The sequence below is a fragment of the Clostridium sp. AT4 genome, from assembly GCF_001517625.2.
In the GTDB taxonomy this organism is placed as follows: Bacteria; Bacillota; Clostridia; order Lachnospirales; family Lachnospiraceae; genus Enterocloster.
Genome location: NZ_LN999828.1, coordinates 326,303 through 340,216 on the forward strand (window position 1 = coordinate 326,303; position 13,914 = coordinate 340,216).

13 protein-coding genes and 3 pseudogenes are annotated in these 13,914 nt (G+C 47.4%); 12 read left to right on the forward strand and 4 right to left on the reverse strand.

Going from position 1 to position 13,914, the window contains the following annotated elements; genetic code table 11:
- The 4 genes and pseudogenes from BN3656_RS16825 to BN3656_RS07825 form a co-directional block, all read left to right on the forward strand.
- Positions 1-236 (forward strand): annotated as a pseudogene (locus BN3656_RS16825) (IS66 family insertion sequence element accessory protein TnpB); the annotation flags it as partial.
- On the forward strand, positions 230-574 hold the full coding sequence (gene tnpB / locus BN3656_RS07805) for an IS66 family insertion sequence element accessory protein TnpB (RefSeq protein ID WP_066546197.1): 345 nt from the start codon (positions 230-232) through the stop codon (positions 572-574). The pseudogene BN3656_RS16825 and the gene tnpB, both read left to right, overlap by 7 nt.
- A 151-nt stretch (positions 575-725) precedes the next feature.
- A pseudogene (locus BN3656_RS07810) lies at positions 726-1,508 on the forward strand (transposase); the annotation flags it as partial.
- A 1,051-nt stretch (positions 1,509-2,559) separates the two neighbouring features.
- On the forward strand, positions 2,560-3,780 hold the full coding sequence (locus tag BN3656_RS07825) for an MFS transporter (protein WP_002584949.1): 1,221 nt from the start codon (positions 2,560-2,562) through the stop codon (positions 3,778-3,780).
- Positions 3,781-3,860: 80 nt separating this feature from the next.
- Here the strand turns inward: BN3656_RS07825 and BN3656_RS07830 are convergent, their stop codons facing one another.
- Both BN3656_RS07830 and BN3656_RS07835 read right to left on the reverse strand, forming a co-directional pair.
- The gene (locus BN3656_RS07830; RefSeq protein WP_002575858.1) at positions 3,861-4,661 is read right to left on the reverse strand and encodes a helix-turn-helix transcriptional regulator; all 801 of its coding nucleotides are present in this window, start codon (positions 4,659-4,661) and stop codon (positions 3,861-3,863) included.
- Positions 4,662-4,739: 78 nt separating this feature from the next.
- Positions 4,740-5,003 carry a hypothetical protein gene (locus BN3656_RS07835; protein WP_002575859.1) on the reverse strand — a complete coding sequence of 88 codons (264 nt, stop codon included), beginning with the start codon at positions 5,001-5,003 and terminating at the stop codon, positions 4,740-4,742.
- Positions 5,004-5,231: 228 nt separating this feature from the next.
- Between BN3656_RS07835 and BN3656_RS07840 the strand changes: the two genes are divergently transcribed.
- The 7 genes and pseudogenes from BN3656_RS07840 to BN3656_RS07880 all read left to right on the forward strand — a co-directional run bounded on the left by BN3656_RS07840 (position 5,232) and on the right by BN3656_RS07880 (position 10,610).
- Positions 5,232-5,645: a cysteine-rich VLP domain-containing protein gene (locus BN3656_RS07840; RefSeq protein ID WP_002575860.1), complete on the forward strand. Its 414-nt coding sequence runs from the start codon at positions 5,232-5,234 to the stop codon at positions 5,643-5,645.
- 111 nt (positions 5,646-5,756) lie between these two features.
- The gene (locus BN3656_RS07845; RefSeq protein WP_002575861.1) at positions 5,757-6,152 is read left to right on the forward strand and encodes a replication initiator protein A; all 396 of its coding nucleotides are present in this window, start codon (positions 5,757-5,759) and stop codon (positions 6,150-6,152) included.
- 173 nt (positions 6,153-6,325) lie between these two features.
- Complete coding sequence (gene mobV, locus BN3656_RS07855; protein WP_002575862.1) at positions 6,326-7,270, forward strand: MobV family relaxase; 945 nt, start codon at positions 6,326-6,328, stop codon at positions 7,268-7,270.
- Positions 7,254-7,466, forward strand: a complete 213-nt coding sequence (locus BN3656_RS07860) for a hypothetical protein (protein WP_002584948.1) — start codon at positions 7,254-7,256, stop codon at positions 7,464-7,466. The genes mobV and BN3656_RS07860 overlap by 17 nt, the downstream gene beginning before the upstream one ends.
- Positions 7,467-7,560: 94 nt before the next feature.
- Entirely contained in the window at positions 7,561-9,072 is a 1,512-nt protein-coding gene (locus tag BN3656_RS07865; RefSeq protein WP_002575864.1) for a recombinase family protein, read from the forward strand.
- A 57-nt stretch (positions 9,073-9,129) separates the two neighbouring features.
- Positions 9,130-9,966, forward strand: a pseudogene (locus BN3656_RS07875) (IS66-like element ISRgn2 family transposase); the annotation flags it as partial.
- 68 nt (positions 9,967-10,034) lie between these two features.
- A complete protein-coding gene (locus BN3656_RS07880) occupies positions 10,035-10,610 on the forward strand; it encodes a DUF2399 domain-containing protein (protein ID WP_066546200.1) in 576 nt (191 codons plus the stop codon).
- 54 nt (positions 10,611-10,664) lie between these two features.
- On the opposite strand, the gene mgtE is transcribed toward BN3656_RS07880, so the two are convergent.
- Complete coding sequence (mgtE, locus tag BN3656_RS07885) at positions 10,665-12,053, reverse strand: magnesium transporter (RefSeq protein WP_066546203.1); 1,389 nt, start codon at positions 12,051-12,053, stop codon at positions 10,665-10,667.
- A 321-nt stretch (positions 12,054-12,374) separates the two neighbouring features.
- Entirely contained in the window at positions 12,375-13,226 is an 852-nt protein-coding gene (locus BN3656_RS07890) for a MerR family transcriptional regulator (RefSeq protein WP_066546206.1), read from the reverse strand.
- An 81-nt stretch (positions 13,227-13,307) separates the two neighbouring features.
- Here BN3656_RS07890 and BN3656_RS07895 point away from each other — a divergent pair, with 81 nt between their 5' ends.
- Positions 13,308-13,847, forward strand: a complete 540-nt coding sequence (locus BN3656_RS07895) for a GNAT family N-acetyltransferase (protein WP_066546209.1) — start codon at positions 13,308-13,310, stop codon at positions 13,845-13,847.
- The last annotated feature ends 67 nt before the right edge of the window (positions 13,848-13,914 follow it).

Consider the following 13,914-nt stretch of genomic DNA (forward strand, 5'->3'; position numbering starts at 1 on the left):
GCAGCTATCGTGCACCGGAAAGCCAGGAAGTTGTCAGAGTGGATTTTCATGATACTGACCCGCTCCCATATGAACAGCCATTAAATGTGATTCCAGTAACTACGGAAAGAAATAACCTTTCCGTAACAGAACCAATGAAGCTGTCTGTAGGAAGTTTTCATCTAACAATACCAAATGGAACAGATCCTCAGCTTCTGGCTCAAACACTTCGCATTATGAAGGAGTTGGAATGTTAGGGGATATCACAGCCGCCGATGAAATCTATATCGTAACAGGCAGAACGGATATGCGGAAATCCATTGACGGGCTGTGTGCTATTGTAGAGGATCAACTCCATATGGAGCCAAGGCGAAGCGCCCTTTATCTTTTCTGTGGAAAACGTTGTGACAGGATCAAAGCTTTGCTCTGGGAATCGGACGGATTTGTGTTGCTGTATAAACGTATGGAAGTCCAGGGCAGATTCCGCTGGCCCAGAAATCAGTTGGAAGTAAAGCAACTGACCTGGCAGCAATTCGACTGGCTCATGTCCGGTCTTGAAATCGAACAACCAAAAGCATTCAAACCTACGGAATGATCGTGTAAAATCTCTATGCCAACCAACAAAAATGGAGAGCTTTCCACACCCTGTATCATATCTGCAATCCCTTGTAAATACTGGGTGTCCTGCTTCTTTTTCATTGCTTTTTATGGTATAATAAGAGCAGTAAAAAAGGAGCAGAAAACATATGGCTGGTAATTCAAAAGATTCAAAAATCCTTGCGTACAAGGACATGATCAACCAACTGAATAAAACGATTTCCGCACAGACAGAACTGATCCAGTCTTTACAAAAAACATTGGAAGCAGGCCGTCTGGAAAAAGAAAATCTTCGTCAGCAGATTGAATATCTCACGAAGAAGCTCTTTGGTACTTCCAGTGAAAAACGGAAAGATATCGATGGTCAGCTGAATCTTTTTGATGAAGCCGAGCAGGAAGCAGATCCGACATGGAAACAGGAACTTCCTGATGACATCACTGTTCCGGAACATAAGCGAAAAGCACGACGGACACATGCGGATCTCTTTAAAAATATCCCTTCCTGCGACGAGATCATTTCTCTTCCAGAGGAGGAGCGAAACTGTCCAACCTGCGGAACGCAGATGGAATGTATTGGGAAAGAATTCGTCCGCCATGAATTCCGGTTTACCCCTGTCAAAGGGAAAGTAGTAAATATCTATCGTGAAACCTATAAATGCCCGGAGTGTGCCATATCAGAGGAACACCCGGATGAGCAGACATTTGTCAAAGCGCCTGTTCAGGACCCATTGATCCCGGAAAGTTATGCATCGGAATCTGTTGTAGGATGGGCAATGCACCAGAAGTACCAGAATGGTCTGCCATTAAACCGGCAAAAATCGGAATGGACGCAGCTGGGTGTCCCATTAAGCCGGGCTACGCTTGCTAACTGGATCATTTACTGTGCCGAGAATTACCTCTGTCATGTTTATGATTATTTTCACCGTCAGTTAGGTCAGTTTACAAGGAACTACACGCAGACCGTGAAACGGGCTGCTGACAACAAACGGCGCTATGCTCCCGGCTGGGTGCATAGCACCTGTTTGTTGCGGGGGTTTCCAAAGGGGGCAGCGCCCCATTTGGCACACGACTTTGCGGAGCAAAGTGTAGTGTGTTATACGCTCTGTCGGCGTTGCCCTGAAAATACCGTTGCCGCCGGGGAGGGCAAGGGCATTTGACGCGGCAGGAAAGCAGGGCTTTGTTTGGGGCTGGTAAGCCGGAAACAAAGGGCTGATTTCAGCAGCAGACAGGGCGTATTATGAAAGCCCCCGTCCCTCGTCCTCCGCCCCCGGCCTATGGGACAAAAAGTCCCAAAGCTCTGGACACCGTGACCAGATGTGTGGCCACACTCCGGGAAAAGTAGCAGGACGGCAGGAAACCGTCAAGGCTGAAATGAATGGGCTGACGCCCGGCCTTGACCGTTCCCCGCCGCCCCGCTGGATGGGTGGACAAGGTGGCCAATCCCTAAAAGTGTTTGGCCGCACTCGTTCATTTTGGGGCCTTTCTTCTCCCAAAATTGAAATGGGCGGGAAAGCCCTAAAATGGCTTTCCCGCCTTGATTACCCATTAGCAAAGACGGGCGAGACTGTCAACGGCGGCGCTGAAAGCGCCGTTCATCTTGACCGTTGACTGGCTCGCCTGGCTTTGCTACTGCCCGTAAGAGATGGAAAAACAAGATGGAAAACAAGGTTAAAAATGGTTGACAAGTCTATCGGATGTGTGTTATACTGTGCGACAGTTTGAGATTGGAAGGAGGCTTACGTGTGTTAATTTGTGTACGCTAATAAGCAATAAAAAGTAGAAGTACCTTTCCACATGATGGTGGGCTTTTTTTGCGTGCGTATGCAAAGGAACACGTAGGTTTGACACGAGCAGTCTTTGAACTGTATCGTGGTGTTTTTTCGTGCTTTGTTGTTATGCAGGCGTCTGCCCTCTCTGTGGGACAACGCCTGCTTTTTATTGCAGAAACAAAGGAACAATGCAATAAAAAAGGAGGTTCGCATTATGACCCAAAACAACAATTCATGGAGAAAAACTTATTTTACACTTCTTGCCGGACAAGCAATATCCTTTATTAGCAGCGGTATTTTGCAAATGGCCATTATCTTTTATTTGGTTGCGAAAACTAATTCTGCAATCATATTGACGGCGGCAACACTGATTGGATTTTTGCCGCAAGCCTGTTTAGGCCCGTTTGCAGGTGCTTTTGTTGACCGGCACAGCCGTAAAAGCGTAATGATTGGTGCGGATTTGATAATTGCCGCCGCTGGCGGTATTCTGGCGCTGGTGGCGTTTTACATGGAATTGCCCGTATGGTCTATTATGGTTGTCCTGTTAATCCGAAGTGCGGGAACTGCTTTTCATTCTCCAGCATTCAGCGCAGCAACACCTATGATTGTGCCAAAAGAGGAACTTACAAAATGCGCTGGTTACACGCAGACCATGCAAGCAGTAAGTGCGATTATCAGTCCAGCTGCCGCAGCGTTTTTATATGCTGTTTGGCCTCTTAATGCAATTATATTGTTAGATATTGTGGGTGCAATCCTTGCCTGTGTGACTGTTGCGATTTCGTCCATACCAACGCCTGAACTATGTCCAGAAACGAAAAGACAACAGTTTTTACAGGATATGAAAGAGGGGTATGTGGTATTAAAGCAAAACAGGGGCCTCTTTGCTCTGCTCTGGATTGGTGTAATTTATATGTTCTTTTATATGCCAATCAGTACGCTTTTTCCTCTCATCTGTATGTCATACTTCAAAGGAACACCGGCCCATGCCTCTGCCGCTGAAATTGCTTTTGCGGTTGGTATGCTGCTTGGCGGAGTCATTCTGAGCATTTGGGGCGGTTTTAAGAAACGGCGGTACACCATCGGTCTTTCCGTTCTCCTGATGGGCGTTAGCAATATGCTCTCCGGGCTTTTGCCGCCAGACGCATTTCTTGTCTTTGTTGTGTGCTGTACTGTTATGGGAATTTCCGCTCCATTTTACGGTGTGCAAAATGCGATTTTTCAAGAAACGGTCAAACCAGAATATCTGGGGAGAGTTTTTTCTCTACTGACAAGCGCCGCTTCCCTCGCCATGCCGTTTGGCCTTGTCATTTCCGGGCCTCTGGCGGAGCGGCTGGGAGTTGAGAAATGGTTTGTCATTTGCGGAATTGGCATTATCATCGTTGCGCTTGCCGTATTTTTACTACCCGGTTTGAGAGAGATTGACAATACGCAATAATCAACTGCACCTTTTTCTATTACTAAACAAAATGCCTGGATGGTGGTTCTGAAAAACCAGAACCGCCGTTCAGGCATTTTTTATCTTCGTCCTCTCTGCGGTTTTGGATTCTTCAGCAAGTCGGATTTTTCCGCAATCTTTTTCAGCCACTTCCGTTCTTCTACTGACAGCTTCCTAAAATTCAGCTTGAGCCGTTTGCAGATAAACGCCAAGTACGCTTGTTCCGTGTCGCTGTCCTGGCTGACGATTTCACCAGCAGTTTCCAGCATTTCTTTTAGCGGGTTATCCTCTGGGACGCTGAAAAAATCGTCCTTGTGTGTTTCCCGCAGAGCAAGGGCAATCCCGTTTATGTCCCGTTGTATCACATAGCGGCAAAACTCGTCCTCATCAATATGGGCGGTGATAAGCTGTCTTAACTGCGTATCACTCATGCCAGGATTATGCTTTTTTATAACAGTTGCGCTCATCGTGTCCACTATGGCGTTTGCACCCTGCGCCTGTTTCAGTGCCGTTCCGTTCACATAGATTTCAAGGTCAGCCATCAGCCGGGGGAAATCCGGGTGCGCCGCCAGCTCACACAGCAGGGTATTGTCTATCCTCCCGCTTTTCAGCAGGTCAATCATTTCATCACTCAAACGCAGGTCTGCAAGATCGGCGTTTGGGTGATTTTTCATTTCAGACAGCCCCAGCAGATAATCAGCGGTCACACCGTAAAACTTCGCCAGCCGGATAAGGGCATAGTGGCTGATGTCCTTGAAGTCTTCCGTTTCGTAACTGCCCAGCGCAGACTTGGAAAGCCCGGTCTGCTCCGCAAGCTGCCCCAGCGTCAAGCCACGCTCCACACGTAGGTCTTTTAATCGCTCTTGTATGGATAAAGACATATTCACCCTCCTTGCTAGCTCAACGAAAGAGAAGCCGTTATGCTATGTACTATGCTCATAGCATAACGGCATAGGCATTTACAGTTTTATTTTACCATTTGCTACATCTTCACGAAATTTATCAACAAGCTTCGCTGTCAGCTTGGATTTACCGTAGTGTTCAAGTACAAAAGTACGATAACTTTTACCATCTACAAGCACATCACTTTTTCTGGTCAACAACCAATTTCCGTTACCTCCTCCCTGTTCTCTAATATTCCAGTCTTTCCCATATCTTTTATAGATTTCATCTTTTTTACCTTGAACAGACATTGATTCGCTTGGAATATAAACAATTTGCATAATAGCTCCTCCTTTATTTTGTGCAAGAAGACCAGAAACCTGAATTTGTCTTTTATCTTTTTTTGATTATATCACAAATCCGAGAGCGTGGAAATAGGGAGTTTTTCAGGCTGATTTCCTACCTCTTGGATATACGGCACAGGCGGTCAAAAAGGTGTAGACTTGGGATAGTTCATCGATGGACAAGCACCTTGGAAACAGAACACGCCAAAGAAAACGGAGGGACGCATGAGCAAAAGACCCTATCAACACCTGCCGCCGCTGGAACACAGGCCGGACGGCTCCCCCTACCGCATAACCCCGCCCCAGAAGAGACGAGCCAGCGGCCTGATACGCCGGGAGTGCTGCAACTGCGAGGACGGAAACTGCCTTGCGCTGGACGATGGCGACACCTGCGCCTGTCCGCAGATGATTTCGTTCTCCGTCTGCTGCAAGTGGTTCCGCTGGGCGGTCTTGCCGCTGGACAGGACGCTGGAAGCGGAGATTTACCGGGACAGGGACTTGAAACGCTGTGCGGAGTGCGGCGGTGTGTTCGTCCCGAAGTCCAACCGGGGCAAATACTGCCCGGACTGCGCCGCCAGAGTTCACAGGCGGCAGAAAACAGAAAGTGAACGGAAAAGGAGGTCTGCTGTGGACAGTTAAGAGCGGGAAAAGCCTTGATTTGCAAGGCTCCGCAAGCCCTCAACCGGGGCGGCTGGTATCATTTATCATTCGCCCCGGAAAACGGGCCTCTAACCGTCCACAAAACACGCTATGACAAACACGATTTATATTCACCAGCCGGAAAAGGCGTTCAGTTTCACCCGGCTCCCCAATTTCCTTTTTGAAGCACCCACATTCCAGCCCTTGAGCAACGAAGCGAAGGTGCTGTATGCCTTTGTCCTGCGCCGGGCGGAGTTGTCCCGGAAGAACGGCTGGGCGGACGAGTACGGGCGGGTCTACCTGTACTACCCCATCTGCGAGGTGGTCGCTTTGCTCCGCTGCGGGCGGCAGAAAGCGGTCAACACCCTGCGGGAGTTGCAGTATGCGGGGCTGGTGGAAATCCAGAAACAGGGCTGTGGAAAACCCAACCGCATTTACCCGAAATCCTATGAAGCGGTTCCAAACACCGACTTCAAGAAATCCGGTTATGGTACGCCGGAGGGCTGAAAACCGTACTTGGCGAGTACGAAAATCAATCCTCTTGAAGTACGGAAATCTGACGGTATATAGAAATACAGAGATTAAAACCATCTATTTACATTCATTCCATTCCAATCCTATCAGAGATATTTTCGGCGGGAAAACCCGCCGGAAAGGAATGGAATGGGGAAAGGAGTTCAATGGCACAACACGCAATTTTGCGATTTGAGAAGCACAAGGGCCACCCGGCGGGGCCGCTGGAAGCCCACCATGAACGGAAAAAGGAGCAGTACGCCAGCAACCCGGACATTGACACCAGCCGGAGCAAGTACAATTTCCACATCGTCAAGCCGGATGGCCGCTACTACCATTTCATTCAGAGCCGCATCGAGCAGGCCAGATGCCGCACCCGCAAGGACAGCACTCGGTTTGTGGACACGCTGATTACCGCCAGCCCGGAGTTTTTCAAGGGCAAGTCCCCAAAGGAGATAGCGGCCTACTTCCAGAGGGCGGCGGACTTCCTCATTGACCGGGTGGGCCGGGAGAACATCGTTTCGGCTATGGTACACATGGATGAAAAAACGCCCCATCTGCACTTGGTCTTTGTGCCGCTGACAAAGGACAACCGCCTGTGCGCCAAAGAAATTATCGGCAACCGGGCCAATCTGACGAAGTGGCAGGACGATTTTCACGCCTGTATGGTGGAGCAGTACCCCGACCTGGAGCGTGGGGAAAGCGCCAGCAAGACGGGCCGGAAGCATATCCCCACCCGGCTGTTCAAACAGGCGGTCAACCTCTCCAAACAGGCGAGGGCCATTGAAGCGGTTCTCTCCGGCATTACCCCGCTGAACGCCGGAAAGAAGAAAGAGGAAGCCCTCTCCATGCTGAAAAAGTGGTTTCCGCAGATGGAGAACTTCTCCGGGCAACTGAAAAAATACAAGGTCACAATCAATGACTTGTTAGCGGAAAATGAAAAGCTGGAAGTCAGGGCAAAGGCCAGCGAAAAAGGCAAGATGAATGACACGATGGAACGGGCGAAGTTAAAAAGCGAACTGGACGATATGCGGCGGCTGGTTGACCGTATCCCGCCGGAGATTTTAGCGGAACTGAAACGGCAACAGCGGCAGCATGGAAAGGAAAGGTGATCTTATAAGTAATATCAGATACAAAAAGGAAATCGAAATCGTGACTTTTCAGGGAAAGGAAATCACACTGGAAAATCTCTCCCCGGTGTTCACGCCGGAACAGGAAGCAGCCAAACGCCGGGAACTGGAACAGCAGCTTTATGAGGTGTTCCGCAAGTACGCCGACAAGCGGGAGAGTGAGGAAGCCGGGACATAAGGTTTTCCAAACCCATCATTGATTTGCGGGGCTGCTGGCGGTATAATAGAACTGTCAGCAGCTCCGTTTCTTTTTTAAGAAAAGGAGCGACAATATGAACAATCGGATAGACGCAATCTATGCAAGACAATCGGTAGACAAAAAGGACAGCATTTCCATTGAAAGCCAGATTGAATTTTGCAAATACGAGTTGAAAGGCGGTAACTGCAAGGAATACACAGACAAAGGGTACAGCGGCAAGAACACAGACCGTCCGAAGTTTCAAGAACTGGTGCGGGACATCAAGCGGGGCTTGATTGCAAAGGTCGTGGTTTACAAGCTCGACCGTATCAGCCGTTCCATTCTGGACTTTGCCAACATGATGGAGCTGTTCCAGCAGTACAATGTGGAGTTTGTGTCCTCTACGGAAAAGTTTGATACCTCCACGCCGATGGGACGGGCCATGCTGAATATCTGTATCGTGTTCGCCCAGCTTGAACGGGAAACGATACAGAAGCGGGTAACGGACGCTTACTACTCCCGCAGTCAGCGGGGCTTTAAGATGGGCGGGAAAGCCCCTTACGGCTTCCATACGGAGCCTATCAAGATGGACGGTATCAACACAAAGAAGCTGGTGGTAAACCCGGAGGAAGCGGCCAATATCCGGCTGATGTTTGAGATGTACGCCCAGCCCACAACTTCCTACGGGGACATTACCCGGTACTTTGCCGAACAGGGGATTTTGTTCCATGGCAAAGAGCTGATACGCCCCACGCTGGCGCAGATGTTACGCAATCCTGTCTATGTGCAGGCAGACCTTGATGTGTACGAATTTTTCAAAAGTCAAGGTACAGTCATTGTCAATGACGTTGCCGATTTTACGGGCATGAACGGCTGCTATCTGTATCAAGGGCGAGATGTAAAGGCCAGCAAGAAAAACGACTTAAAAGACCAAATGCTGGTACTGGCTCCCCATGAGGGTATCGTCCCCTCCGACACCTGGCTGACCTGCCGCAAGAAGCTGATGAACAACATGAAAATCCAGTCTGCCCGGAAAGCCACCCACACATGGCTGGCAGGAAAAATCAAGTGCGGGAATTGCGGGTATGCTCTTATGAGTATCTACAATCCCTCCGGCAAACAGTATCTCCGCTGCACGAAACGGCTGGACAATAAAAGCTGTCCTGGCTGTGGGAAAATCATCACTTCGGAACTGGAAGCGGTTGTTTATCAGCAGATGGTAAAGAAGCTGGCAAGCTACAAGACGCTGACAGGAAAAAAGAAAGCGGCAAAGGCAAACCCGAAAATCACCGCCCTGCAAGTGGAACTTGCCCATGTAGACAGCGAGATTGAAAAGCTGGTGGACAGTCTGACGGGGGCAAACAATGTCCTGTTCTCCTATGTGAATGTGAAGATAGCGGAACTGGACGGGCGCAAGCAGGAACTTCTGGCAAGGATAGCGGAGTTGACTGTGGAGGCCATCAGCCCGGAACAGGTCAGCCAGATTTCCGGCTACCTCGATACCTGGGAGAATGTATCTTTTGATGACAAGCGGCGTGTGGTGGATTTGATGATCACCACCATAGCCGCCACAAGCGACAGCTTGAACATCACATGGAAAATCTGACTGGCGGCACCCCTCCCGTCAGATACCTACCCTGTGTAGTCCCTTGTAAACTGTACTTTACGGATGCGTAAATATCTGATGGCAGATGAAACTCGAGTTCAGGTACTGAATGAGCCGGAGCGCAATCCTGAAACAGATTCCTGGATGTGGCTCTTCCGCAGTGGAGAAGATGGGCTTCCGCCGATCCTGCTCTATCATTACACAGAGACGAGGGCAAAGTTCCATGCAGCATCTTTCCTGAATGGGTTCCGTGGATATCTGGAGACCGACGGATACCAGGGTTATAACAATCTGCCGGATATCAAACGCTGCTCTTGCTGGGCACATGTGAGACGTTATTTCACAGATGCCATACCGAAAGGGAAGGAGTATGATTACAGCCTTCCGGCGGTGCAGGGAGTACAATTCTGCTCCAAGCTGTTTGATTGTGAGCGGTACTCAAAAGCAAAAAATCATACTGCGGAGCAGAGAAAACAGTTCCGTCTTGAAAAGGAGAAGCCGATACTGGAGGCATTCTGGAATTGGCTGGATCAACAGCGTCCAAACAAGGGAACCCGTTTGGCGAAAGCGGTGAACTATGCCCAAAATCGGAAAGACACCCTGATGACCTATCTGGAAGACGGTCATTGCAGTTTATCCAATAATCTTAGCGAGAATGCAATCAGACCATTCACTGTTGGGCGGAAAAACTGGCTGTTCAGTGCCAGTCCGAAGGGAGCTGCCTCTAGCGCTATTGTGTATACAATGGTTGAGATGGCAAAAGCGAATGACCTGAATACCTACAAATATCTGACATACCTCTTATCACAGCGACCAGACGCTAAAATGTCAGATGAACAGCTGGAACAGCTTGCCCCATGGAGCGAGACTGCGAAAGCGAACTGTCAAAACTAAACATAGAGCAAAACGCTTGCATCTATCATTTTGGTGCAAGCGTGATTCATGGGCAGCGTAGCAATATTTTGCGCTTACTTTTAAAGGATGATCTGTCCAATGAAACACTGGCTTATGGTTTGCATGCATGGAAACAGGACGGATGCATACACGAAGGGATCGAAGGTTTTTTAAAAGAAAAAGAGCCTGTTCGCCTGACCCTGCGTACCCTTGGAGAACTCAGCAACGTTACTGCACAGCAGTGGGAGATATATGTGGTAGAAAATCCGTCCGTATTTTCCGTTTTGACAAGCCGGAATCCAGCCTGTGCGGCGGTCTGCATCAATGGACAGCCAAGACTGGCATCCTTCCTGCTGCTGGATTTTCTGAAGGAAACGCATCAATTCTTGTATGCAGGGGATTTTGATCCGGAGGGACTTCTGATTGCTCAGAGATTAAAAGAACGGTATGAAGATTCTCTGCATTTATGGAAATATGAGGCAGAGTGGTATAAAAGATATCTGTCCGGTGTAAGGTTAAGCGGCAGCCGGATCAAAAAGCTGGATCATGTATACAGACCCGAACTGCTGGAAATAAAAAAATGGATGCAGAAAGAGCAGAAAGCCGCTTATCAGGAGGCTATGATCGAGATTTATCTGGATTAGGAATAAACGGTAAGGCCGAAAATGCGGACATACATTTTCGGCCTTATGTTTTTCCTATGGAAGCTGCATAATATTGATTAAAATAATCCAGGACAATCCATAGTAGGAAATGACGGCCACCAGATCGTTTACCGTTGTGATAAGTGGGCCGGATGCTACTGCCGGATCCACTCCTATTTTCTGGAAGAAAATAGGAATGATTGTACCGGATAAAGAAGAGATAAGCATGGCAAGTACCATAGCTGTGCCAAGGCATCCGGAAACCGCAAAGGCAAAGGGGACGGTATTTCCCTTTAGAACCAGATAACCTCCGATTATGAGAAATGACAGGGCACCAAGGATTAAACCGTTGGTCAATCCTACCCGTGATTCCTTTATGATCAGCGCCAGTTTCTGCTTTCCTGAAAGCTGCTTATCCATAAGTACACGGATCGCAACAGCAAGAGACTGGGTTCCTACATTACCTGCCATGTCCAGAATCAAGGACTGAAAACACATAATAACAGGAAGCTGTGCGACGATGGATTCAAAGAGGCCTACGGTTGCCGATACGCCAAGGCCCATTCCAAGCAGGATAAAAAGCCAGGGAAGGCGTTTTTTTACGCTGAGAAAAATGGGTTCCTCCAGATCCTCTTCAGCAGAAAGACCGGCAAACTTTGCGTAATCCTCATTTAATTCGTCTCCAACGACTTCTACCAGATCGCTGGCAGTGATAACACCGATCAGTTTGTTGTCATTATCCAGTACCGGGATAGAATCTTCAGAGTAATCTCTAAGCTGAGGGATACAGTCTTCGATGGATGCACGCGCATAAATGTATGGATAGGAACAGGTCATGATACCTTTCAGATCCGTTCCTTCTCTGGCTATGATCAGATCCTTTAAATCAATAGCTCCATAAAATATATTATATTGATCGACAACATAGATGGTGCTGATATTGTCATTTTCCGCTGCCTGACGAACCAGCTCAGACATGGCTTCTTTGACAGAGGCGTGATCGGAAACAACGATGTAATTAGTAGACATAACGCTTCCGATTTCATCCTCATCAAAGGAACTCAGTAATTTTACGTCGGAGCGTACCTCAGGATCCAGTAAGTCGATGAGCGTTTCCCGTTCCCCTTTTTCCAGGTGCCGGAGTACATCCACTACATCAGAGGTTTCCATACGGGAAAATACATCGACTTTTTTTCGGATGCTTAATTCCTGGACGTATTCTGCAATATGGTCGGAATATTCTAATATATCCGCCAGTGCTTCTGAATCCAGGATCTGATATAATTTTGTGCGTTCTGTTTTATTTAAAAGATCCAGAGCCAATGCGATATCATTTTCATGGTAGGAAGATAATTGTTCCTGCATTCTCTTTGGAGTCAGATTGCTGCGGATCAGCTCTGCGATTTCCAGGCTGTATCCTGCTGCTGTTGTGTTTGCTGCCATTTCATTGTCCTCCTTTACAAGCTGATTTGGGCAAAGGCGGGTACAGAAATTCTGTTCGCAGCAAAAAGGGCATAAAAAAACCACTGCCGGCTGCAAACAAAACAGACTGCAATCGCTTTTGCTTATGTAGTGCTGTGTTGGAACAGACAATGGTATTCACTCATATATACAGACGAAATCAGGCCATGGACAGTCGGAAGCTGTCTGTGTATGTAAATGGTTGGAATACCTTATCCGTACTTCGACTATCACTACCGTCCATGATCTCACCTCACTTTTAATTGTTTTATTATATGACTAAAATGACCTGTACATTATAACCTATTTTTCCGGGAAGCACAACCTTTTTTCTGTTAAATCAGAAACGCTGCATGGAATCGTGATCATGGTGATGTAATCTGCCTGATTTTTAAGTGCCATTTCATTTAGCCCCTCTTCATAGGCATAGCCGGTAAGAAGCAGATGATGCTCTTTGGCATAGGAAAGGATTGACCGGTATACCTGAGGAAGCTTATCCCATGTCCCAATACAGAAGGAGCGCAGATAGGTTCCCGCCGGCAGTATTTCGTCGTATGCCTCGGAGGTATGAGGGCAGTAAGCAAAAAAGGAACTGTAGCTGTTAAAATGCTTTCTTCGGATAGAATCCATAGAAATACGGCTTCCGAAGCTGTCATAAAGATGAAATGTCTCTTTCAGCCTGAGAGAAAAATCAGCAGCAACTGAAAAATCCGCCTCATCATATTTTCCCGTAATGGCAGAAGAAATAAGAATTTTTTGCTGAGGAAGCGAGCACAGCTGAATGGAGCCGTGTTTTGCGTTCATAGCAATTTTAAGACGTTCCGCTTTTTGTTCTAAAAATGACTGTTCAGATAAAAGCTGCTGAATGGATTCTTCAATCCATAATTTCCTTTTCTCCATTATCCGGGAAAAGGAATCGTCCGATGGACTGGAAGCATATTCCCGGATTTCTTCAATGGACAGGCCGATTTTTCGCAGTGTCAGGATCATTTCCAGCTGTGCGAACTGAAAGCAGGTGTAATAGTGATAGCCATTTTCTTCAATGACCTCAGGACAGAATAAGCCGATATCGTTGTAGTAATGAAGAGTTCGTTTGTTGACTCCGGCACGTTTGGCAAATTCTCCGGAGGAGTATAGATAGTGTTTTTGCTCCATAAAAACTCCTTGACTGTACACTTACTGTACATTATATGATAGGGCATATAAGAATAATGTCAATAGGAAGAAGGAGATTGTATGGAATTTACATCAGTTAAAAAGCAGCAGTGGTCGGAAATAAAAGAAATTTATATGGAAGCATTTCCAAAATGCGAAAGAAAGCCCTTTTTTTTACTGCGCCAGTCAATTAAGAGAAAAAAAGCCGTGCTGGCGGTGGCAGCAGAGGGAAATCAGCTTCTGGGATTTACAGTTTTTGTTGTATATAAAGATATGGTTATGATAGATTATCTGGCAGTGTCATCGAAAATACGGAGCAGAGGAACGGGAAGCCGGATTCTGGAACATATATGCGGGCAGTTTCCGGATAAAAAAATCGTGCTGTTAATTGAACGTGTGGACGATATGGCAGAGAATTGTCAGCAGCGGACTGCCCGCCGGAGGTTTTATCTGAAAAATGGTTTCACTTCTTCCGGCATTTTTATAACGGGTGCAGGCGGAGACATGGAAGTTTTAAATTACGGAGGAACTGTTTCGCAGGAGGAATATATGGATTTACAAAGATATGCGCTTGGGAAGCTGTTTTTCCGTTTGTCGCGGATTCAGCTGGCAGAGGTGTGAGTATTTATTTATGATGCAGGAAGGGTGCTTTTAACAAATAAAATATATCAAAAATCTGCAATTCAGT

What these genes read in the sequence shown, in the direction of transcription:
- BN3656_RS07865 (WP_002575864.1), top strand. Translation starts at nt 7,561, where the DNA reads ATGAACAATCGGATAGACGCAATCTATGCAAGACAATCGGTAGACAAA.
- mobV (WP_002575862.1), top strand. Translation starts at nt 6,326, where the DNA reads ATGGCACAACACGCAATTTTGCGATTTGAGAAGCACAAGGGCCACCCG.
- mgtE (WP_066546203.1), bottom strand. Translation starts at nt 12,053, where the DNA reads ATGGCAGCAAACACAACAGCAGCAGGATACAGCCTGGAAATCGCAGAG.
- tnpB (WP_066546197.1), top strand. Translation starts at nt 230, where the DNA reads ATGTTAGGGGATATCACAGCCGCCGATGAAATCTATATCGTAACAGGC.
- BN3656_RS07830 (WP_002575858.1), bottom strand. Translation starts at nt 4,661, where the DNA reads ATGTCTTTATCCATACAAGAGCGATTAAAAGACCTACGTGTGGAGCGT.
- BN3656_RS07825 (WP_002584949.1), top strand. Translation starts at nt 2,560, where the DNA reads ATGACCCAAAACAACAATTCATGGAGAAAAACTTATTTTACACTTCTT.
- BN3656_RS07860 (WP_002584948.1), top strand. Translation starts at nt 7,254, where the DNA reads ATGGAAAGGAAAGGTGATCTTATAAGTAATATCAGATACAAAAAGGAA.
- BN3656_RS07890 (WP_066546206.1), bottom strand. Translation starts at nt 13,226, where the DNA reads ATGGAGCAAAAACACTATCTATACTCCTCCGGAGAATTTGCCAAACGT.
- BN3656_RS07845 (WP_002575861.1), top strand. Translation starts at nt 5,757, where the DNA reads ATGACAAACACGATTTATATTCACCAGCCGGAAAAGGCGTTCAGTTTC.
- BN3656_RS07835 (WP_002575859.1), bottom strand. Translation starts at nt 5,003, where the DNA reads ATGCAAATTGTTTATATTCCAAGCGAATCAATGTCTGTTCAAGGTAAA.
- BN3656_RS07840 (WP_002575860.1), top strand. Translation starts at nt 5,232, where the DNA reads ATGAGCAAAAGACCCTATCAACACCTGCCGCCGCTGGAACACAGGCCG.
- BN3656_RS07895 (WP_066546209.1), top strand. Translation starts at nt 13,308, where the DNA reads ATGGAATTTACATCAGTTAAAAAGCAGCAGTGGTCGGAAATAAAAGAA.